This is a genomic window from Streptomyces sp. NPDC046203 (genome assembly GCF_040646255.1).
Taxonomy (GTDB): domain Bacteria; phylum Actinomycetota; class Actinomycetes; order Streptomycetales; family Streptomycetaceae; genus Streptomyces.
In genome coordinates this window covers 70,927-91,337 of sequence record NZ_JBEYZX010000014.1, presented here as the reverse complement: position 1 = coordinate 91,337, position 20,411 = coordinate 70,927, and the positions used below count along the sequence as shown (strand labels likewise).

15 protein-coding genes and 2 tRNA genes are annotated in these 20,411 nt (G+C 72.6%); 13 read left to right on the top strand and 4 right to left on the bottom strand.

What is annotated here, in order from left to right; all coding sequences use genetic code 11:
• The first annotated feature begins 29 nt into the window (after nt 1-29).
• From ABZ990_RS14210 to ABZ990_RS14170, 9 genes are all read left to right on the top strand, one after another.
• Nucleotides 30-102: transfer RNA gene (locus ABZ990_RS14210), tRNA-Ala, on the top strand.
• A 71-nt stretch (nt 103-173) separates the two neighbouring features.
• A tRNA-Ala gene (locus ABZ990_RS14205) sits at nt 174-246 on the top strand.
• Between the two features lie 405 nt (nt 247-651).
• On the top strand, nt 652-3,516 hold the full coding sequence (gene leuS / locus ABZ990_RS14200) for a leucine--tRNA ligase (RefSeq protein ID WP_361230430.1): 2,865 nt from the start codon (nt 652-654) through the stop codon (nt 3,514-3,516).
• A gap of 149 nt (nt 3,517-3,665) precedes the next feature.
• Nucleotides 3,666-4,424: a hypothetical protein gene (locus ABZ990_RS14195; RefSeq protein WP_361230428.1), complete on the top strand. Its 759-nt coding sequence runs from the start codon at nt 3,666-3,668 to the stop codon at nt 4,422-4,424.
• A 108-nt stretch (nt 4,425-4,532) separates the two neighbouring features.
• Complete coding sequence (locus ABZ990_RS14190; RefSeq protein ID WP_361230425.1) at nt 4,533-5,378, top strand: DegV family protein; 846 nt, start codon at nt 4,533-4,535, stop codon at nt 5,376-5,378.
• Nucleotides 5,379-5,950: 572 nt separating this feature from the next.
• Nucleotides 5,951-6,748: a helix-hairpin-helix domain-containing protein gene (locus ABZ990_RS14185; RefSeq protein ID WP_361230422.1), complete on the top strand. Its 798-nt coding sequence runs from the start codon at nt 5,951-5,953 to the stop codon at nt 6,746-6,748.
• Nucleotides 6,745-9,231, top strand: coding sequence for a ComEC/Rec2 family competence protein (locus ABZ990_RS14180; protein ID WP_361230419.1), 2,487 nt, complete (start codon nt 6,745-6,747; stop codon nt 9,229-9,231). Before ABZ990_RS14185 ends, ABZ990_RS14180 begins: the two co-directional genes overlap by 4 nt.
• Nucleotides 9,232-9,272: 41 nt before the next feature.
• Nucleotides 9,273-9,893: a helix-turn-helix domain-containing protein gene (locus ABZ990_RS14175; RefSeq protein ID WP_361230416.1), complete on the top strand. Its 621-nt coding sequence runs from the start codon at nt 9,273-9,275 to the stop codon at nt 9,891-9,893.
• Nucleotides 9,894-9,896: 3 nt separating this feature from the next.
• Nucleotides 9,897-11,231, top strand: a complete 1,335-nt coding sequence (locus ABZ990_RS14170; protein ID WP_361230414.1) for an MFS transporter — start codon at nt 9,897-9,899, stop codon at nt 11,229-11,231.
• A 25-nt stretch (nt 11,232-11,256) separates the two neighbouring features.
• Here the strand turns inward: ABZ990_RS14170 and ABZ990_RS14165 are convergent, their stop codons facing one another.
• On the bottom strand, nt 11,257-11,502 hold the full coding sequence (locus ABZ990_RS14165; RefSeq protein ID WP_361230411.1) for a hypothetical protein: 246 nt from the start codon (nt 11,500-11,502) through the stop codon (nt 11,257-11,259).
• 72 nt (nt 11,503-11,574) lie between these two features.
• On the opposite strand from ABZ990_RS14165, the gene holA reads away from it, so the two are divergent.
• Nucleotides 11,575-12,564, top strand: coding sequence for a DNA polymerase III subunit delta (gene holA, locus ABZ990_RS14160; protein WP_361230408.1), 990 nt, complete (start codon nt 11,575-11,577; stop codon nt 12,562-12,564).
• 366 nt (nt 12,565-12,930) lie between these two features.
• Here holA and rpsT read toward each other — a convergent pair whose 3' ends face one another.
• Nucleotides 12,931-13,197, bottom strand: a complete 267-nt coding sequence (gene rpsT, locus ABZ990_RS14155; RefSeq protein WP_030760878.1) for a 30S ribosomal protein S20 — start codon at nt 13,195-13,197, stop codon at nt 12,931-12,933.
• A 184-nt stretch (nt 13,198-13,381) separates the two neighbouring features.
• Here rpsT and lepA point away from each other — a divergent pair, with 184 nt between their 5' ends.
• From lepA to hemW, 3 genes are all read left to right on the top strand, one after another.
• Nucleotides 13,382-15,253, top strand: coding sequence for a translation elongation factor 4 (lepA, locus tag ABZ990_RS14150; RefSeq protein ID WP_361230404.1), 1,872 nt, complete (start codon nt 13,382-13,384; stop codon nt 15,251-15,253).
• A gap of 243 nt (nt 15,254-15,496) precedes the next feature.
• Nucleotides 15,497-17,374, top strand: coding sequence for a long-chain fatty acid--CoA ligase (locus ABZ990_RS14145; protein WP_361230403.1), 1,878 nt, complete (start codon nt 15,497-15,499; stop codon nt 17,372-17,374).
• Between the two features lie 124 nt (nt 17,375-17,498).
• Nucleotides 17,499-18,731: a radical SAM family heme chaperone HemW gene (hemW, locus tag ABZ990_RS14140; protein WP_361230400.1), complete on the top strand. Its 1,233-nt coding sequence runs from the start codon at nt 17,499-17,501 to the stop codon at nt 18,729-18,731.
• A gap of 141 nt (nt 18,732-18,872) precedes the next feature.
• Here the strand turns inward: hemW and ABZ990_RS14135 are convergent, their stop codons facing one another.
• Together ABZ990_RS14135 and ABZ990_RS14130 are read right to left on the bottom strand one after the other, a co-directional pair.
• Nucleotides 18,873-19,676, bottom strand: a complete 804-nt coding sequence (locus ABZ990_RS14135) for a DUF3097 domain-containing protein (RefSeq protein ID WP_361230397.1) — start codon at nt 19,674-19,676, stop codon at nt 18,873-18,875.
• A 10-nt stretch (nt 19,677-19,686) separates the two neighbouring features.
• Nucleotides 19,687-20,409: an MBL fold metallo-hydrolase gene (locus tag ABZ990_RS14130; RefSeq protein WP_361230394.1), complete on the bottom strand. Its 723-nt coding sequence runs from the start codon at nt 20,407-20,409 to the stop codon at nt 19,687-19,689.
• Nucleotides 20,410-20,411: the final 2 nt, after the last annotated feature.

Genomic DNA, 20,411 nt, shown 5'->3' with positions numbered 1-20,411 from the left:
ACGGGAGACCGGGCGCGGCGGTGAAACAAGGGGCTATAGCTCAGTTGGTAGAGCGCTTGCATGGCATGCAAGAGGTCAGGAGTTCAATTCTCCTTAGCTCCACAGAACGGTGGCGAGTCATTCCGACCGGATGACTCGTGACTCTTCTGCGGTAGTCTTACTCCCGCATACGCGGGGCTATAGCTCAGTTGGTAGAGCGCTTGCATGGCATGCAAGAGGTCAGGAGTTCAATTCTCCTTAGCTCCACAGATGAGAAGCGGGTCATCCGGACAGGATGGCCCGCTTTTTCGTATGCCTGTATGTCCGTATGCCCGCGCATGTCTGCACGTCGCGTCGGCGTGTCCGGCGGGTGCCGGTCGTACGCGCGCGTGATGCGTGCCGTCGTATGTCCATCTCCCCCCGTCAGCCCCACGCGCGCGTGGCCGTGGCGCCGCCCGCCCCTCGGAACGCCGATGCGGCCCGCTCGGGCCCTGCGGTACCCTGACGCTCATGCGTGCCGTACGCCTTCTGCTTAGCCGGCCGCGCTGATCAGTCCCGACGGATGAACATTCCGGTCGGCATCGGCGCGGCGTCCCCTCCTGTGCGAGGGGATTTTTCATTTCGTGGCAGTGCTGGCAGTGGGCAGAGACGATCGATGGAGCTTCAAGGATCATGACCGAGACCAACACGGCCGCCGAGACGGCGGCCCCGCATCGCTACACGGCGGCCATGGCCGCCGACATCGAGGCACGCTGGCAGGACGTCTGGGACGCCGAGGGCACCTACGCGGCTCCGAACCCCACCGGTGACCTGGCCGGGGACCAGGCCGTGGTGGAGCGTCCCAAGAAGTTCATCATGGACATGTTCCCGTACCCCTCGGGCGCGGGTCTGCACGTCGGTCACCCCCTGGGCTACATCGCCACCGACGTCTACGCCCGCCACGCGCGGATGACCGGGCACAACGTCCTGCACACCCTGGGCTTCGACGCCTTCGGCCTGCCGGCCGAGCAGTACGCCGTGCAGACCGGCACGCACCCGCGGGTCTCCACCGAGGCCAACATGGAGAACATGAAGGTCCAGCTGCGCCGGCTGGGTCTGGGCCACGACAAGCGCCGGTCGTTCGCCACGATCGACCCGGAGTACTACAAGTGGACGCAGTGGATCTTCGTCCAGATCTACAACTCCTGGTACGACACCGAGGCCCGCACGGCCCGTCCGATCGACGAGCTGATCGAGCAGTTCGCGAACGGCACCCGTGAGGTCCCCGGCGGCCGGGACTGGAACGCCCTGAGCGCCGTCGAGCGCGCCGACGTGCTGAGCGAGTACCGGCTGGCCTACGCCTCCGACTCGCCGGTCAACTGGTGCCCCGGCCTGGGCACCGTCCTGGCCAACGAGGAGGTCACCGCCGAGGGCCGTTCCGAGCGCGGCAACTTCCCCGTCTTCAAGTCCAAGCTGCGCCAGTGGAACATGCGCATCACCGCCTACGCGGACCGCCTGCTGGACGACCTGGACGCGCTGGACTGGCCCGAGGCCATCAAGCTGCAGCAGCGCAACTGGATCGGCCGCTCCGAGGGCGCCCGGGTCGACTTCCCGGCCGGCGACGCCGGTGCCGTCACCGTCTTCACCACCCGCCAGGACACCCTGTTCGGCGCCACCTACATGGTGCTGGCCCCGGAGCACGACCTGGTCGACGCGCTGGTCCCGGCCGCCTGGCCCGAGGGCACCCACGACGTGTGGACCGGCGGCCACGCCACCCCCGCCGACGCCGTCGCCGCCTACCGCAAGCAGGCCGCCGCCAAGTCCGACGTCGAGCGGCAGGCCGACGCCAAGGAGAAGACCGGCGTCTTCACCGGCGCGTACGCCACCAACCCGGTCAGCGGCGAGCGGATCCCCGTCTTCATCGCCGACTACGTCCTGATGGGCTACGGCACCGGCGCGATCATGGCCGTCCCGGCGCACGACACCCGCGACTTCGCCTTCGCGCGCGCCTTCGAGCTGCCGATGCGCTGCGTCGTCGAGCCGGACGACGAGCGCGGCACCGACCCGTCGACCTGGGACGACGCCTTCGCCTCGTACGAGGCGAAGCTGGTCAACTCCACCAACGACGACGTGGCGCTGGACGGCCTGGGCGTCGTCGAGGCCAAGGAGAAGATCACCGCCTGGCTGACCGACCGGGGCATCGGCGAGGGCACCGTCAACTTCCGCCTGCGCGACTGGCTGTTCAGCCGCCAGCGCTACTGGGGCGAGCCCTTCCCGATCGTCTACGACGAGGACGGCGTCGCGCACTCGCTGCCCGAGTCGATGCTGCCGCTGGAGCTGCCGGAGGTCGAGGACTACTCGCCGCGCACCTTCGACCCGGACGACGCCGACACCCAGCCCGAGCCGCCGCTGTCCCGCAACGAGGACTGGGTCGCCGTCACGCTGGACCTGGGCGACGGTCCGAAGAAGTACCGCCGCGAGACCAACACCATGCCCAACTGGGCCGGTTCCTGCTGGTACGAGCTGCGCTACCTGGACCCGCACAATGCCGAGAAGCTGGTCGACCCGGCCATCGAGCAGTACTGGATGGGTCCGCGCGAGGGCATGCCCACCGGCGGTGTCGACCTGTACGTCGGCGGCGCCGAGCACGCCGTGCTGCACCTGCTGTACGCCCGCTTCTGGTCCAAGATGCTGTTCGACCTGGGTTACGTCTCCTCGGCCGAGCCGTTCCACAAGCTCTACAACCAGGGCATGATCCAGGCCTTCGTCTACCGCGACAGCCGTGGCATCGCCGTCCCGGCCGCCGAGGTGGAGGAGCGCGACGGCGCGTACTACTACCAGGGCGAGAAGGTCAGCCGCCTGCTGGGCAAGATGGGCAAGTCCCTGAAGAACGCCGTCACCCCGGACGAGATGTGCGCCGAGTACGGTGCGGACACCCTGCGTCTGTACGAGATGGCGATGGGCCCGCTGGACGTCTCCCGCCCGTGGGACACCCGCGCGGTCGTCGGCCAGTACCGGCTGCTGCAGCGGCTGTGGCGCAACATCGTCGACGAGTCCACCGGCGAGGTCACCGTCGCGGACGAGCCGGCCGACGAGGCCACCCTGCGCGCCCTGCACAAGGCCATCGACGGGGTCTCCCAGGACATGGCCGCGATGCGCTTCAACACCGCCATCGCGAAGATCACCGAGCTGAACAACCACCTGACCAAGTCCGGTGGCGCGGTGTCCCGCGCGGTCGCCGAGCAGCTGGTGCTGCTGGTCGCCCCGCTGGCTCCGCACATCGCCGAGGAGCTGTGGCGCCGCCTGGGCCACACCGACTCGGTCGTCCACCAGGACTTCCCGGTCGCCGACCCGGCCTATGTCGTGGACGAGGCCGTGACCTGCGTCGTGCAGATCAAGGGCAAGGTCAAGGCCCGCCTGGAGGTCTCCCCGTCGATCACCGACGCGGAGCTGGAGGCGCTGGCGCTGGGTGACGCGCACGTCGTCGCCGCGCTGGGCGGTGCGGAGATCCGCAAGGTGATCGTCCGCGCGCCGAAGCTGGTCAACATCGTCGCCTGACCTCGCGATGCCGGGCCGGCGGTGACGACGGCCGCATCCCCTAGGGGGTGCATGGGGGCAGGTTGGGGGTTCCGACGGAACCACCGGCCTGCCCCTACCGTTTACGGTGGAAGAACCAATAACGAGGCCGGAGGGGCGAGGCGAGGCATATGGGAGCCGCGATCACGATCATGGCATTGCTCTTCGTCGCCTTCGTGGTGCTCGGGGTGTACGCCGCGGTGAAGGTCGCCAAGGCGGCCAAACGCGGGGTGGACCGCACCATCGACCAGGCCCGGCGCACGGTCGAGGACACCACCCTGAGAGCCAAGAGCTTCGGCCAGACCGGCCCTTCGGCCGAGCTGGCCCAGCTGCGCCTCTCGCTGCGCACCTCCATGCGCGCCACCCAGGAGGCCCTGCACGCGGGCGTGGCCGAGGACGCCTCGCTCAAGGAGTCCCTCGACCTCTTCCACCGGCTCAGCGGTCACGCGCGGGAGCTGGACGACGACCTTCGGCGACTGGAGCGCGAACCGGACCGGGGACACGTCACGGGCTGCCTGCCGGAGCTGCGCCGGCGCACCCAGCAGGTCACCCACTCCGCCGACGCGCTCCGCTTCGCCGCCCGGGACCGGGCCCGCAAGTTCGCCGACGACGACCTGACCTCGCTCAGCGCCCAGATCGACATGGAGGCGGGCGCGCTGCGGCACTGGACGGACGCGGACGCGGACGCGGGTGTGGATACGGGCCCGGGTACGGGTACGGGCACGGGCGCTGCCGGGGGGAGCGGTGCGGGCCGGTCCGGAGCCGAGCGGCCCCGGTCCGGAGACCAGGCCGGGACGGCGGGGCAGCAGCCGCAGGCGCTCACGGGGACGGACCGGCGCACCACGGTCTACCCGTGGGAGAAGTCGGCGCGGCCGGAGACGACGGCCTGAGAGCGACGGCCCGAGAACCGGGCGCGGGACCCCCGCCCCGGGGAGTTCGTCGGTGCGCGAGTGGGGCCGGGCTGACGTGCGCCGAAGACGGCGGGTAACCTCCCGCTCATGTCCCGGCATGTCGCGATCGTCACCGATTCCACGGCCTATCTGCCTCCCCAGGCGCTGGAGCGGCACGACGTCACGGTCGTCCCGCTCACCGTCGTCATCGGGGACCGCGCGCTGGAGGAGGGCACCGAGATCTCGGCCCGCTCGCTCGCGGAGGCACTGCAGAAGCGGCGTGCGGTGACCACCTCCCGGCCCGCCCCCGAAGTCTTCGCCGCCGCCTATCGCGCCGCCGCCGAGGCGGGGGCCCAGGGCATCGTCTCCCTCCATCTGTCCGGCGAGTTCTCCGGTACGTACGACGCGGCCGTGCTCGCGGCGGAAAGCGCGCCGGTGCCCGTACGGGTCGTCGACACACGGATGGTCGGGATGGCGCTCGGCTTCTGCGCGCTGGCGGCGGCCGAGACCGTCGAGGCGGGCGGTTCCCTCGACGAGGCCGTGGCGGCGGCCGAGAAACGGGCCGTGGGCACCTCCGCCTACTTCTATGTCGACACCCTCGACTATCTGCGCCGCGGCGGGCGCATCGGTGCCGCCCAGGCCCTCCTCGGCTCCGCGCTGGCGGTGAAGCCGCTTCTCGAACTCGAAGGCGGACGGATCGAGTTGCGCGAGAAGGTGCGTACGGCGTCCAGGGCCATCGCCCGGCTGGAGGAGATCGCCGTCGAACGCGCCGGGACCGGCCCCGTCGACGTGGCCGTCCATCATCTGGCCGCTCCCGAGCGGGCCGCCGCCCTGGCCGAGCGGCTGCGGGAACGGCTGCCGGCCGTGCGCGACCTCCAGGTCACCGAGGTCGGCGCGGTCATCGGCGCGCACACCGGGCCGGGACTGCTCGCGGTCGTCGTCTCTCCGCGTTGAGGGTGCCGACGGCGACGGGCCGCCGAGCCCGGGCTGTGAGGGAAACGATGGGGACGCGTTCCCTCGTGTGAGTGAGCGAGTTATCCACAACTAGCCGGTTATCCACGGAATATGAGGGGTCTCGGCAGAGGCCGCCGGGGATGCCTACCGTCGGTCCCATGACTCTTCGTACGCGCATCGGAGCACGCCGTGGCGGGGCGGGCAGTGGGCCCGGCCGGGGCCCGGGATCGGACGGCCGCACCCGCCGGAGGACGAGGATCCGACCGGCGGGCTCGGGCCGGCACGCGGCCGGCGCCGTCCCGGAGGCGGTACGGCGACGGGGCGAGGCCCTGTTTCCGGCGACGGCCCCACCGCCCCCCTCACCCGTACCGCTCCCCTCGCCCCCACCTTTCCCCTCGCCGCCACCGCCACCGCCGCCTCAGCGGCGCGAACCGGCCGGTCCCGTGGGGCCGCCGGAGCCCCTTGATCCGGCGATCGCGCCGGTAGGGCAGACGGCGGAGCAGGTAGGACCGACAAGGCTCACGCAGGCCGTGCCGGCGGAACCGGTCGCTCGGGCGGGACCCGTGGAGCCGGTGGGGCTCACGCAGGCCGTGCCGGTGCGGGAGCGGTGGCGGATCGCGCTGTGGGAGCGGCTGCCGTGGTGGGTGCAGTCCCGCTGTGGCCTCGAACGGCGCTCGCTGGCCGCGCTCGCCGTGGTGCTGGTCGTGGCCGCCGGAGGGGCCGGGGCCTATTTCTGGAGCGGCAGGCCACAGCAGATCACGGCGCCCGCCGTGCTGGCGGCGGCCAGGGCGCTGCCCGAACCGGAGTTCTCGCCGTCCTCTTCGCCTCCCGCTCCACCCGCCCCTCCTCCTCCCGGTCTTTCACCGGCGGTCGCCGGACCCGTCCCACCGGCGGCCGCGAGCGCAAGCGCGGGTGCCGTGGTCGTGGTCGATGTCGGCGGCAAGGTGCGCAGGCCGGGGGTGTTCACGCTGCCCGCCGGATCGAGGGTCGCCGATGCCGTGCGCGCGGCGGGCGGGGTCCGCTCGGGCACGGATCTGACGGGACTCAACCGGGCCCGGGTCCTCCAGGACGGCGAGCAGGTCGTCGTCGGTCTCCCGGCCGCCCTGGCCGCGCCGGCCTCTGGTGCGGGAATGGCCGGGGCGGTGGGCGGAGCGGCCCCGGCGCCGCCGGGGCAGGCCGGGCCGTTGAGCCTCAGTGCGGCGACCGCCGAGCAGCTCGACGCGCTGCCCGGGGTCGGCCCGGTCCTCGCCCAACACATCGTCGAGCACCGGGCGGAGCACGGGGGATTCCGCTCGGTGGCCGAACTGCGGGATGTCAGCGGCATCGGCGAACGGCGGTTCGCGGACCTCGCCCCGCTGGTACGGCCATGAGGACCGAACCGCGCCCGCCGGTCGCGGCGGACGAGGGGCCGGCCGATCTGCGGCTCGTCCCGCCGGCGCTCGCCGTGTGGGGCGGGGCGGCGCTCGCGGTGGGCGTCGCCGGTTGGTGGACGGTCGCCGGAGTGCTGCTCTGCGTGGCCGCCGCGGCGGCGCTGCTGCGACCCGGCGCCCGGTACGGGCCACGGGCGATCGCCGGGGCCGGGGTCCTGCTGTGCGCCGCCGCCGGGGCCGCGTCCGGGGCGCTGCACGCGGCCGACCTGCGCCGGGGGCCGGTGCCCGGGCTCGCCCGTGCCGGGGCCCGGGTGACGGCCGAGGTGGTCCTCACCGCCGACCCCCGGATCGTCCGCCCCCGGGTGCGCGGCAGCCGGGCCGCGCCGCCCCTGGTGGCCGTGGCGGGCGAGGTGACCCGGGTCGAGGACGGCGAGCGGGCGGTCTTCCGGACGAGGGCCCCGGTGCTGGTGCTCGTACCGGCGCGGGACGGGCCGGGGGAGAGCGGACGGGAGTGGTCGGCGCTGCTGCCCTCGACCCGCGTCACGGTGACGGGACGGCTCGCCCCGCCCCGGCCCGGGGACGCCCTCGCCGCCGTGCTGCGGGCCGACGGCGGGCAGCCCAGGATCACCGGGCCGCCCAGCGGCCTCCAGCGCACCGCCGGGACGCTGCGTGCCGGACTGCGGCGGGCGACCGAGCACCTGCCGCCGGACGCCCGGGCCCTGCTGCCGGGCCTGGTGGTCGGGGACACCTCCCGTGTCGAGCCCGGACTGAAGGAGGCGTTCGAAGCCACCGATCTCACCCATCTCCTCGCCGTCTCGGGATCGAACCTCACGGTCGTGCTGCTGCTCCTCATCGGACGGCCCGGCACCGCGCAGCGGGCCGAACGGGGCGGTCTCGCGCCCCGGTTGGGCATCCCGCTGCGGATGACCGCGTGCGTCGGGGGAGGGCTGACGCTCGCGTTCGTCGTGGTGTGCCGGCCCGATCCGAGCGTGCTGCGGGCGGCGGCGTGCGGGCTCGTCACCCTGCTCGCTCTGGCGACCGGCCGGCGCCGTTCACTGCTCCCGGCACTCGCCGCGGCGGTACTCGCCCTGGTGCTCTACGACCCCTGGCTGGCGCGGAGTTACGGATTCCTGCTCTCCGTCCTGGCCACCGGCGCGCTGCTCACGATCGCTCCGGGCTGGAGCGACGCCCTGCGCCGGCGTCGGGTGCCCGGCCGGATCGCGGAGGCGCTGGCGGCGACGCTCGCGGCCCAGGCGCTGTGCGCGCCCGTCGTGGTGGTCTTCGCGGCCCGGGTGAGCCTGGTGGCGGTGCCCGCCAATCTGCTCGCGGAAGCGGTGGTGGCGCCGGCAACGGTCCTCGGTTTCGCCGTGCTGGGCCTCGCGCCGGTGTGGCCGTGGGCCGCCGGGTGGGTGGCGTGGGTCGCGGCCGTGCCCGCCGGGTGGATCGCCCGGGTGGCCCGTACCGGGGCGGGGCTGCCCGGCGCTCGGGTGGCCTGGCCGGACGGCTGGTGGGGCGGGCTGCTGCTCGCGGCGCTGACCGGGCTCCTGGTGCTCGCCGCGTGGCGGCTGCCGTACCGGCGGTGGATCGGGGCCGGTTGCGCGGTGCTGCTGGTCCTGGCGGTGGTCCGGCCGCCGCCGCTGGTCCGGCTGGTCACCGGCTGGCCGCCGCCGGGCTGGGTGTTCGCCCTGTGCCAGGTCGGTCAGGGCGACGCGACGGTCCTCGCGGCCGGCGGGGACACCGCGGTCGTGGTGGACGCGGGGCCCGACCCGGTGCCGGTCGACCGCTGTCTGACGGCGCTCGGGGTGCGCACGATCCCCCTGCTGGTGCTCAGTCACTTCCACGCGGACCATGTGGCCGGTCTGCCGGGAGTGCTGCGCGGCCGGACGGTGGGCGCGATCCAGACGACGGGGCTGGACGACCCGCCGGGGCAGGCGGAGTTCGTACGGCGTACCGCGCGGGCCGCCGGGGTGCCGGTGGTGCGGGCGATACCGGGGGAGCGGCGGGTGATCGGTCCGCTGGAGTGGCGGGTGCTGTGGCCAGGGGCCGGTGGGCCGGAAGGGGTCGCCGGGGCGGCGGAGTCGACGGAGTCGGCGGCGAACGACGCGAGTGTCGTGCTGTTCGTCAAGACCGCGGGCGGCGTGACCCTGTTGCTGCTCGGCGACCTCGAACCCGCGGCGCAGCGGGGCCTGGTCCGGGCGTATCCGCGGCTGCCGCCGGTCGACGTGCTGAAGGTGGCCCACCACGGCTCGGCCCACCAGGACCCGGGGCTCATCCGGGCGGTGCGGCCCCGGCTGGCCCTGATCTCGGCCGGCCGCGACAACCCGTACGGCCATCCGTCGCCCCGGACGGTCCGGGCCCTGCGGGACGGCGGGGCGCGGGTGCTGAGCACGGACCGGGACGGGGCGGTCGTGGTCACCGGCGCGGGTACCGGCCTCGCGGCCCACACGCTCGCGGGCGCGGACCCGGGCGGCGGGGACACCTGAAATCTCTTGTAAAGGAGTCTTTCTAAAGATAGCTTTACATCATGTCGGAGCACCGTGACGAGCTGCCTCGCAGCGTCCATCTCACCGATCCCCGCGCCCTGCGCGCCTACGCCCATCCGGTCCGGATGGCCCTCGTGGGACTGCTGCGGAGCGAGGGGCCGTTCACCGCCACCCGGGCCGCCGAGCTGACCGGGGAGTCGGTGGCCAGCTGCTCGTACCACCTGCGGATACTCGCCAAGTACGGCCTGGTCGAGCAGGCCCCGGGGGGCAAGGGGCGGGAGAAGCCCTGGCAGGCGACGGCCCGGTACACCCAGTGGTCGGACACCAGCGAGGACCCGGCGGTCGCCGAGGCGGCCACCGCGCTCAGCATGGCCACCGCGGAGCACTACCTCACCCGCACGCTCCGCGCCCTGGAGCAGCGGCACAGCCTGCCCAGGGAATGGCAGGAGGCGGAGCAGTTCGGCGACACGCTGTTCCACCTCACCCCCGAGGAACTGGCCGGACTGGGCCGGGGCATCGACGAGTTGCTGCGCCCCTACGAGGAACGGGAGAAGGACCCGGCCCGGCGGCCCGAGGGCGCGCGGCCCGTGTCCGTCCTGCGGATCGCCTTCGTCGACCGCGAACTGCCCGACACCGTGCATCCCGACAGCGGAGGGGAATGACCGATGACGCTCGCCGAACGTATACCCGCGCTGTTAAGGGAGCGGGAGTTCCGCCGGTACTGGACCGGGCAGACCGTCTCGCTCGCCGGTGACCAGGTCGCGCTCATGGCGCTGCCGCTCGCCGCCGTGCTCGTGCTCGGGGCCGACGCCGCCGAGATGGGCTGGCTGAAGACCGCCGAACTGCTGCCCGCGCTGCTGTTCAATCTGCCGTTCGGGGCCTGGGCCGACCGGCGGGCCCGGCGGCGGCACGTCATGATCGCCACCGATGTGGTTCGCGCGGCACTCGTACTGAGCCTGCCCGTCGCGTACTTCCTGGACGTGCTGACACTCGGCCAGCTGTACGCGGTGGCCTTCACGGTGGGCGTGTCCGGCGTGCTGTTCGACGTGTGCAACGCGACGCTGTTCGTGGCGCTGGTCCCCGTAGAGCGTTATGTGCAGGCGAACTCGCTGGTCAACGGCAGCCGTTCGATGGCCTGGCTGGCGGGGCCCGGCGCCGCCGGTGTGCTGGTGCAGATACTGACGGCACCGTTCGCCCTGGTCGCCAACGCCTTCACCTATCTGGTCTCGGCGGCCTGTCTGGCCCGGATCGCTCCGGCCGAACCCGCCCCCGCGCCCGTGGAGAAGGGGCACTTCACCGAGGGAATGCGGTGGCTGGTCGGGAACCGGTCGATGCGGGCGCTGTTCGCGGCCGCGGGCACCGTGCAGTTCTTCAACTTCATGTTCTCCACCCTCTTCGTCCTCTACGTGACGACGACGCTCGGGCTGAGCGCGGGGGTCCTCGGCGCGGTGCTCAGCACCGGGGCGATCGGCGGGCTGATCGGCGCGGCGGTGGCGTCCCGGGTGGTCCGGCGGATCGGGGTCGGCCGTTCGACGGTGTCCGGCTTCCTGGGCTTCGGGCTGCCGCTGCTCCTGGTGCCTCTCGCCGCCGGGCCGAAGCCGCTGGTCGTCGGGTTGCTGATCGTCGCCGAGTTCCTGTCCTGCGTCGGCGTGATGCTGCTCGACATCGCGATCGGGTCCTTCCAGATGGCGCTGGTCCCCGACGCGATACGGGGCCGGGTGATGGGCGCGTACCGGACCCTCAACCACGGCTTCCGCCCGCTCGGCGCGCTCGCCGGCGGCCTGCTGGGCAGTGCCCTCGGCCTGCGGCCCACTCTGTGGATCGCGACGGTCGGCACCGTGCTCGCCGTCCTGTGGGTGCTGCCCTCGCCCCTGGCACGTATGCGCGAGCTGCCGGAGCCCCCCACGGAGCCCCGGCCCGAGCCCCGGCCCGAGCCCGGGTCCGGGCCCCGGTCCGACGCGGGCCCGGATCCGGTCGCCGTGAAGGGAGCGGAGGGGTAGGGGTGCGCGCGCCGGCGGGCAGGTCCTACGGGACCTCCAGCCAGCCCTCGTACTCGGAGGCCAGGGAGTCGAGGTCTGCCGGGTCGAGGCGGCCGTCCGGGTCCTCGACCACCACCAGCCACTGGGCGTCCTCGGCGTCGTCCTCGCCCGCCAGGGCGTCGCGGACGAGCTGCGGCTCCTCCGCGACGCCGAACCGGTCGGGCAGTTCGGCGGCGACCTCCTCGGCCGCGTCGCGGTCGGGCAGGACCAGTACGTGTCTCACATCGCTCACCCGCACATTCTCGGCGATCGGCCCGCCGGCGCGGGAAGGGGCTGTCGGTGGCGCGTGGGATGCTGGAACGCGATGGCCACCAAGAAGTCTTCCTCCGACGATCTCCTCGCCCCCGTCACGCTCGCCGTGGGCCAGGAGGACCTGCTGCTCGACCGCGCGGTCCGCGAGGTGGTGGCGGCCGCCCGGGCCGCCGACGCCGACACCGATGTGCGCGACCTCGCCCCCGAGCAGCTCCAGCCCGGCTCGCTCGCGGAGCTGACCAGCCCCTCGCTGTTCTCCGAGCGCAAGGTCCTGGTCATGCGGAACGCGCAGGACCTGCCGGCCGACACGATCAAGGAGATCAAGGCATACCTGGACGATCCGGCCGAGGAGATCACCCTGGTGGTCCTGCACGCCGGCGGCGCCAAGGGCAAGGGGCTCCTGGAAGCGGCCCGCAAGGCGGGCGCCCGCGAGGTGGCCTGCCCGAAGACGACGAAGCCGGCGGAGCGGCTGACGTTCGTCCGGCAGGAGTTCCGGTCCCTGGGCCGTTCGGCGACGCCCGAGGCGTGCCAGGCGCTCGTCGACGCGATCGGCAGTGACCTGCGGGAGCTGGCCTCCGCCGCGGCGCAGCTGACGGCGGACGTCGACGGGACCATCGACGAGGCGGTCGTCGCGCGCTACTACACCGGGCGCGCCGAGGCATCGTCGTTCACGGTGGCCGACCGGGCCGTCGAGGGCCGTGCCGCCGAGGCGCTGGAGGCCCTGCGCTGGTCGCTGTCGACCGGCGTCGCCCCCGTGCTGATCACCAGCGCGCTCGCCCAGGGCGTCCGCGCCATCGGCAAGCTCTCCTCCGCCCGCGGCGGCCGGCCCGCCGATCTCGCGCGCGAGCTGGGCATGCCCCCGTGGAAGATCGACCGGGTCCGCCAGCAGATGCGCGGCTGGACCCCGGACGGCGTCTCCGTCGCCCTGCGCGCGGTCGCGGAGGCCGACGCGGGGGTGAAGGGAGGCGGCGACGACCCGGAGTACGCCCTGGAGAAGGCCGTCGTCACCATCGCCCGCGCCGCCCGGATGCGCCGCGCCTGACCGGAGACCGGCAGGACCGGAGCCCGCCGGACCGGAGCCTCGGCCTCGGGCCTCCGGGACCGGCCGAGCCGGCCCCGGCCAGGACGCCTGGAGCCCGGCCCCGCGTACGGAGCGCACGCACGGAACACACGCGTAGACCCTGTGCCCGCGCGCCCTCGGATCGAGGGCACGCGGGCACAGGGTCTACGGGTACAACGCCGAGGGCCCCGCCGCTCTCCTGGGGAAGGAGAGGGGCGGGGCCCTCGGTTCACGCTTGTGGTGGCCCGTACACGCGTGGCGAACGCGTCTCGCGTACGTGGCCGGGGTGGCCGTCCGGGAGCGGGGTAGAGGGCCCGCTGGATCCCGTGCGGCCGGTCACATCAGAGCTCAGCCCTGGAGGGAGGAAACCTTGATCGCCAGCGCCGACTTCTTGTTGGCGGCGGCGTTCTTGTGGATGACACCCTTCGAGACAGCCTTGTCGAGCTGACGCGAGGCGGCACGAGCGGCAACGGTGGCCTTCTCGAGGTCGCCGGCGGCGACAGCCTCACGGGCCTTGCGGATCGCGGTCTTGAGCGACGACTTGACGGCCTTGTTGCGCAGGCGCGCCTTCTCGTTGGTCTTGTTCCGCTTGATCTGGGACTTGATGTTCGCCACGAAAGAGCCTTTACAGGTTCGATGTTTCTTGAGGATGCGCCCCGCAGCTGAGAGGGCATACGAGACACAGCTGTCCACGTTATCAGCCGCCCCCCACACCGCCCAAACCGACCGTTGGCCCGCGGCCATGGGACGATGGTGGCTACGTACCCGTTCCGAACACCGCCCGAGACGAGAACCCTGCGTGCCCGCGACTCCTACCAACGTGCCCGAGCCGAGCCGTACCGACCCGGCTCTGATCCGCAACTTCTGCATCATCGCGCACATCGACCACGGCAAGTCCACGCTCGCCGACCGGATGCTCCAGCTGACCGGTGTGGTCGACCAGCGGCAGATGCGTGCCCAGTATCTCGACCGGATGGACATCGAGCGTGAGCGCGGCATCACGATCAAGTCCCAGGCGGTCCGGCTGCCCTGGGCCCCGACCGAGGGGCCGGAGCAGGGCCGTACGCACATCCTGAACATGATCGACACCCCCGGGCACGTCGACTTCACCTACGAGGTGTCGCGCTCGCTCGCCGCGTGCGAGGGCACGGTCCTGCTGGTGGACGCCGCCCAGGGCATCGAGGCGCAGACCCTGGCCAACCTCTACCTGGCCATGGAGAACGAGCTCACCATCGTTCCGGTCCTCAACAAGATCGACCTGCCGGCCGCCCAGCCGGAGAAGTTCGCCGAGGAGCTGGCCAACCTCATCGGCTGCCAGCCGGAGGACGTCCTCAAGGTCTCCGCGAAGACCGGCATGGGCGTCGAGGCGCTGCTCGACCGCGTCGTCCGGGACGTCCCGGCCCCCGTCGGCGTCGCCGACGCCCCGGCCCGCGCGATGATCTTCGACTCGGTGTACGACTCGTACCGCGGTGTCGTCACGTACGTCCGTGTCGTCGACGGCCAGCTCAACAAGCGCGAGCGCATCCGGATGATGTCGACCGGCGCGACCCACGAGCTGCTGGAGATCGGCACCAACTCGCCCGAGATGCTGCCGGCCGACGGCCTCGGCGTCGGCGAGGTGGGCTACCTGATCACCGGTGTGAAGGACGTCCGCCAGTCCAAGGTGGGTGACACGATCACCTCCCAGTCCAAGGGCGCCGAAGAGGCCCTGGGCGGCTACAAGGACCCGAAGCCGATGGTCTTCTCCGGTCTGTATCCGCTGGACGGCTCCGACTACCCGGAGCTGCGCGAGGCCCTGGACAAGCTCCAGCTCAACGACGCCGCGCTGGTCTACGAGCCGGAGACCTCCGCCGCGCTCGGCTTCGGCTTCCGTGTCGGCTTCCTCGGCCTGCTCCACCTCGACGTGATCCGCGAGCGCCTGGAGCGCGAGTTCGGCCTGGACCTCATCGCGACCGCCCCGAACGTGGTCTACCGCGTGGTCATGGAGGACGGCGCGGAGCACACGGTCACCAACCCGAGCGAGTTCCCCGAGGGCAAGATCGACGAGGTGTACGAGCCGGTCGTGCGCGCCACGATCCTCGCCCCCTCCGAGTTCATCGGCTCGATCATGGAGCTGTGCCAGACCCGGCGCGGCACCATGCTCGGCATGGACTACCTGTCCGAGGACCGGGTCGAGATCCGCTACACCCTGCCGCTGGCCGAGATCGTCTTCGACTTCTTCGACCAGCTGAAGTCCAAGACCCGCGGCTACGCCTCGCTCGACTACGAGCCCACCGGCGAGCAGAGCAGCTCCCTGGTCAAGGTCGACATCCTGCTGCACGGCGACAAGGTCGACGCCTTCTCGGCGATCACGCACAAGGACCAGGCGTACGCGTACGGCGTCCGGCTCGTCGCCAAGCTCAAGGAGCTCATCCCGCGGCAGAGCTTCGAGGTGCCGGTCCAGGCCGCGATCGGCGCCCGGGTCATCGCCCGCGAGACCATCCGCGCCATCCGCAAGGACGTCCTCGCCAAGTGCTACGGCGGTGACATCTCCCGTAAGCGGAAGCTGCTGGAGAAGCAGAAGGAAGGCAAGAAGCGGATGAAGATGGTCGGCTCCGTGGAGGTCCCGCAGGAGGCCTTCATCGCCGTCCTGTCGAGCGACGACTCCGCGGCCGCCAAGCCGAAGAAGTAGTCCCAGGACGCCGCGGAAACCCCGCGAGCGGGCCGTGAACGGGTCTGCGCACCACTGGTGCGCAGACCCGTTCGTTATAAGCAAGCCCTTACGCACCCGTCCCCGGGCCTCTACCCTGAAGCCGCTCGAAGGTTACTCGTGAGTTAGACACGCGGTGCGTCCCCGCGCCGCCACCCGCGCCGCGCGCGTCCCCCCGCCCGCGGCGCCCCCGCCTGACCGCACCGCCGCCGCCCGGAGGACGTCGTGAGCGACACACAGACCCTGATCGAGAACCGGCCGCCGTCCGTGGCCGCCCTCTTCCTGGAGCGCGTCGAGCGGACCCCCGACGCGGAGGCCTACCGCTACCCGGTGCCCGCCGCGTCCGGCCAGGGCCCCGACGACTGGAAGTCGCTCACCTGGGCCGAGGCCGCCAAGCGCGTCCACGCCATCGCCGCCGGACTCATCGACCTCGGTGTCGCGCCCGAGGAGCGGGTCGCCCTCGCCTCCGCCACCCGCGTCGAGTGGATCCTCGCCGACCTCGGCGTCATGTGCGCCGGTGCCGCGGTCACCACCGTCTACCCGCAGACCAACGCCGAGGAGTCGGCGTTCATCCTCTCCGACTCCGGCTCCCGCGTCCTCATCGCCGAGAACGCCGAGCAGCTCGCCAAGGCCGTCGAGCGCCGCGCCGAGCTGCCCCAGCTCCACCACGTCGTCGTCATCGACCCCGAGGGCGCCGACACCTCCGACGACTGGGTGCTGACCCTCGCCGACCTGGAGGCGCGCGGCGCGGCCTATCTGGAGCGCCACCCGGAGATCGTCAAGGAGCGGGTCGCCGCCCTCACCTCCGACCAGCTCGCCACCCTCATCTACACCTCGGGCACCACAGGCCGCCCCAAGGGCGTCCGGCTGCGCCACGACAGCTGGTCGTACATGGCCAAGGCGATCGCCGCCACCGGCCTGCTGACCAGCGAGGACATCCAGTACCTGTGGCTGCCGCTGGCCCATGTCTTCGGCAAGGTGCTCACCTCCGGGCAGATCGAGATCGGGCACGTCACCGCCGTCGACGGCCGGATCGACAAGATCATCGTCAATCTGCCGATCGTCCAGCCCACCTACATGGCCGCCGTCCCGCGCATCTTCGAGAAGGTCTACAACGGCGTCGCCGCCAAGGCCCGCGAGGGCGGCGCGGCCAAGTACAAGATCTTCCAGTGGGCGGCCGGCGTCGCCCGCGAGTACGCCAAGGTCAGCCAGGACAACTTCCGCCGCACCGGCGCCGCCACCGCGCCCTTCGGCCTCACCGCCAAGCACAAGGTCGCCGACGCGCTCGTCTACTCGAAGCTGCGCGAGGCGTTCGGCGGCCGGCTGCGCGCCGCCGTCTCCGGCTCCGTCGCCCTCGCCCCCGAGATCGGCTACTTCTTCTCCGGCGCCGGCATCCACATCATGGAGGGCTACGGCCTCACCGAGTCCTCCGCCGCGTCCTTCGTCAACCCCGGCGAGGCCTACCGCACCGGCACCGTCGGCAAGCCGCTGCCCGGCACCGAGGTCCGCATCGCCGAGGATGGCGAGATCCTGCTGCGCAGCCCCGGCATCATGGAGGGCTACCACGGTCTGCCCGAGAAGACCGCCGAGGTCCTGGAGCCGGACGGCTGGTTCCACACCGGCGACATCGGCGAACTGTCCAACGACGGCTATCTGCGGATCACCGACCGCAAGAAGGACCTGTTCAAGACCTCCGGCGGCAAGTACATCGCGCCGACCGAGGTCGAGGGCCAGTTCAAGGCCGTCTGCCCGTTCGTCTCCAACATGATCGTCCTCGGCGCCGACCGGAACTACTGCACCGCGCTCATCGCCCTCGACGAGCCCTCCCTGCTCGGCTGGGCCGCCGAGAACGGCCTCGGCGGCAAGACGTACGCGGAGGTCGTCGCGGCCCCGCAGACCCAGAAGCTCGTCGAGGGGTACGTCGCCCGCCTCAACGAGGGCCTCCAGCGCTGGCAGACGATCAAGAAGTTCCGGCTGCTGCCGCGCGACCTCGACGTCGAACACGGCGAGCTGACCCCGAGCCTGAAGATGAAGCGGCCGGTGGTCGAGCGGACCTACCAGCACCTGATCGAGGAGATGTACGCGGGCGCGCGGGAGGCGTGACCTGGGGGTTTCGGGTGGTGTGACCTGCGGGTTCCGTGGGTTTGCCGCAGGCCGTGGGCCGGGGTGCGCGTGAAGTTGTCCACAGGGCTGGGGCGCACCCCGGGCGGTACGGGACAATGGCGGCATGCCTTCCGTACTGCCCGATGGTGAGCCCATGCCCGAGGACGGAGCGCTGCCCGCGCACGCCCTGGACGGTGCGGGGGAGCGACCGCTCGGCTTCTATCTGCACGTGCCGTACTGCGCCACCCGCTGCGGCTACTGCGACTTCAACACCTACACCGCGAGCGAGCTTCGCGGTGCCGGCGGCGTCCTCGCCTCCCGCGAGAACTACGCCGGCCAGATCACCGAGGAGATACGGCTCGCCCGCAAGACCCTCGGCGACGACCCGCGCCCGGTCCAGACCGTCTTCGTCGGCGGCGGCACCCCCACCCTGCTGCCCGCCGCCGACCTCGTCCGCATGCTCGCCGCCATCCGCGACGAATTCGGACTCGCCGACGACGCCGAGATCACCACCGAGGCCAACCCCGACTCCGTCGACCCGGCCTACCTCGCCGAACTGCGCGCCGGCGGCTACAACCGTGTCTCCTTCGGCATGCAGAGTGCCCGGCAGCACGTCCTGAAGATCCTCGACCGCAGCCACACCCCCGGCCGGCCCGAAGCCTGCGTCGCCGAAGCGCACGCCGCCGGCTTCGACCACGTCAACCTCGACCTCATCTACGGCACGCCCGGCGAGACCGACGACGACTGGCGCGCCTCCCTCGACGCCGCCATCGGCGCCGGACCCGACCACATCAGCGCCTACGCGCTCATCGTCGAAGAAGGCACCCAGCTCGCCCGGCGCATCCGGCGCGGCGAGATACCCATGACCGACGACGACGTCCACGCCGACCGGTACCTCATCGCCGAAGACGTCCTCACCCAGGCAGGCTTCGACTGGTACGAGGTCTCCAACTGGGCCACCTCCGAAGCCGGCCGCTGCCACCACAACGAGCTGTACTGGCGCGGCGCCGACTGGTGGGGCGCCGGGCCCGGCGCCCACAGCCACGTCGGTGGCGTCCGCTGGTGGAACGTGAAGCACCCCGGCGCGTACGCGGCCGCCCTCGGCGAAGGACGCTCGCCCGGTGCCGGACGGGAAATCCTCACCGACGAGGACCGGCGGGTCGAACGGGTGCTCCTGGAGCTCCGGCTGCGCGAAGGCGTCGAACTCGGGCTGCTCAAGGCGGCGGGACGGGAGGCGGCGGGGCGTGCTCTGGGGGACGGGCTGCTGGACGCGGGCGCTTACGAGGCGGGGCGGGCGGTGCTGACGTTGCGGGGGCGGTTGCTGGCGGACGCGGTGGTGCGGGACTTGGTGGACTGAGGTTGGTGGCGCTGCGCCGCGCTGTGCGGGTGGGCGTGGCGTGGCGTGCGGGGCGTGGGGGCGCGGTCGGGGTTGCGGGGTGGGAGGGGGGCGGGGGCGGGGGCGGGGGCGGGGGAAGAAGAAGTAGGTCGACTTTTGGGGCTACGGGGCCGTCACGAAGTCGATCAGTTCCTCCACCCTGCCCAGCAGCGCCGGCTCCAGGTCCTTGTAGGAGTGCACCCGGGAGAGGATGTGCTGCCAGGCCGCGCCCGTGTTGGCCGGCCAGTTCAGGGCGTGGCAGACGCCCGTCTTCCAGTCCTGGCCCCGGGGGACCGCCGGCCAGGCCGGGATGCCCACCGAGGACGGCTTCACGGCCTCCCAGACGTCGATGTACGGGTGGCCGACGACCAGGACGTCCAGCGAGGTGACCTGGGCCGCGATGCGGGACTCCTTGGAGCCCGGGACCAGGTGGTCGACGAGGACGCCGAGGCGCGCGTCCGGGGCCGGGGCGAAGTCGGCGACGAGGGACGGGAGGTCGTCGACGCCCTCCAGGTACTCCACGACGACGCCCTCGATCCGCAGGTCGTCGCCCCAGACCCGTTCCACCAGCTCGGCGTCGTGGCGGCCCTCGACGTAGATACGGCCCGCCCGGGCGACCCGCGCCCGGGTGCCCGGGACCGCGACCGAGCCCGACGCCGTGCGGGTGGGCCGGGCCTGTGCGGGGCCGGTCGGGCGGACCAGGGTGACGGGCCGGCCGTCGATGAGGAAGCCGCGCGGCTCCATCGGGAAGACCCGGTGCTTGCCGAACCGGTCCTCCAGGGTCACCGTGCCCGCCTCGCAGCGGATCACCGCCCCGCAGAATCCCGTTCCGGCCTCCTCGACGACCAGATCGCGCTCCGCCGGAACCTCCGGCACGGGCGCCGAGCGCTTCCAAGGGGGCGTCAGATCGGGCTGGTAGCTGCGCATTCCGGGGACGCTACGACACCGCGGCGCGCCGTGCCAGTTCCGCGCGCTGGCGTCGTACGAACGCGGCGTCCACCACCGCCCCGTGCCCCGGCACGTACCGCGCGTCCGCGCCGCCCAGCGCCAGCAGCCGGTCGACGGCGGCCGGCCAGCGGGCGGGCAGCGCGTCCGGTCCGGCCTGCGGTTCGCCGGACTCCTCGACCAGGTCGCCGCAGAAGACCACCGCCGGGGTGCCGGGCACCAGCAGGGCCAGGTCGTGGCCCGTGTGACCGGGCCCCGCGTTCGCGAGGACCACCCGTCGGCCACCCAGGTCGAGCACCAGTTCCCCCGCGACCTCGTGCCCCGGTGCGACCAGCGCCTCCGCGGCCTCGGCGGCGGCCCCCGCGTCCACCCCCTGCCGTACCGCGTCCGCCAGCAGTTCGGCCGCCTCCCGGCGCAGTAGCGCGGCCAGGCCCGCCGCCCCGTAGACCTCGGCCCCCGGGAAGGCCGCCGTACCGAACACGTGGTCGAAGTGTGGATGACCGAGTGCGACATGTGTCACGCTCCGCCCACCCGTGAGAGAGCTCACCTGCGCCCGCAGCTCGGCCCCCTCGGCGAGCGTCGAGCCGGTGTCGTACAGCAGGACCCCGTCCCGCCCCGTCACCAGGCCCACCGTGGCGTCCCAGCCCGGCAGCCTGCGCCGCCCGACCCCCTCGCCGAGCCCTTCCCAGCCGTGCGCGTCCCAGTCGATGTCCATGG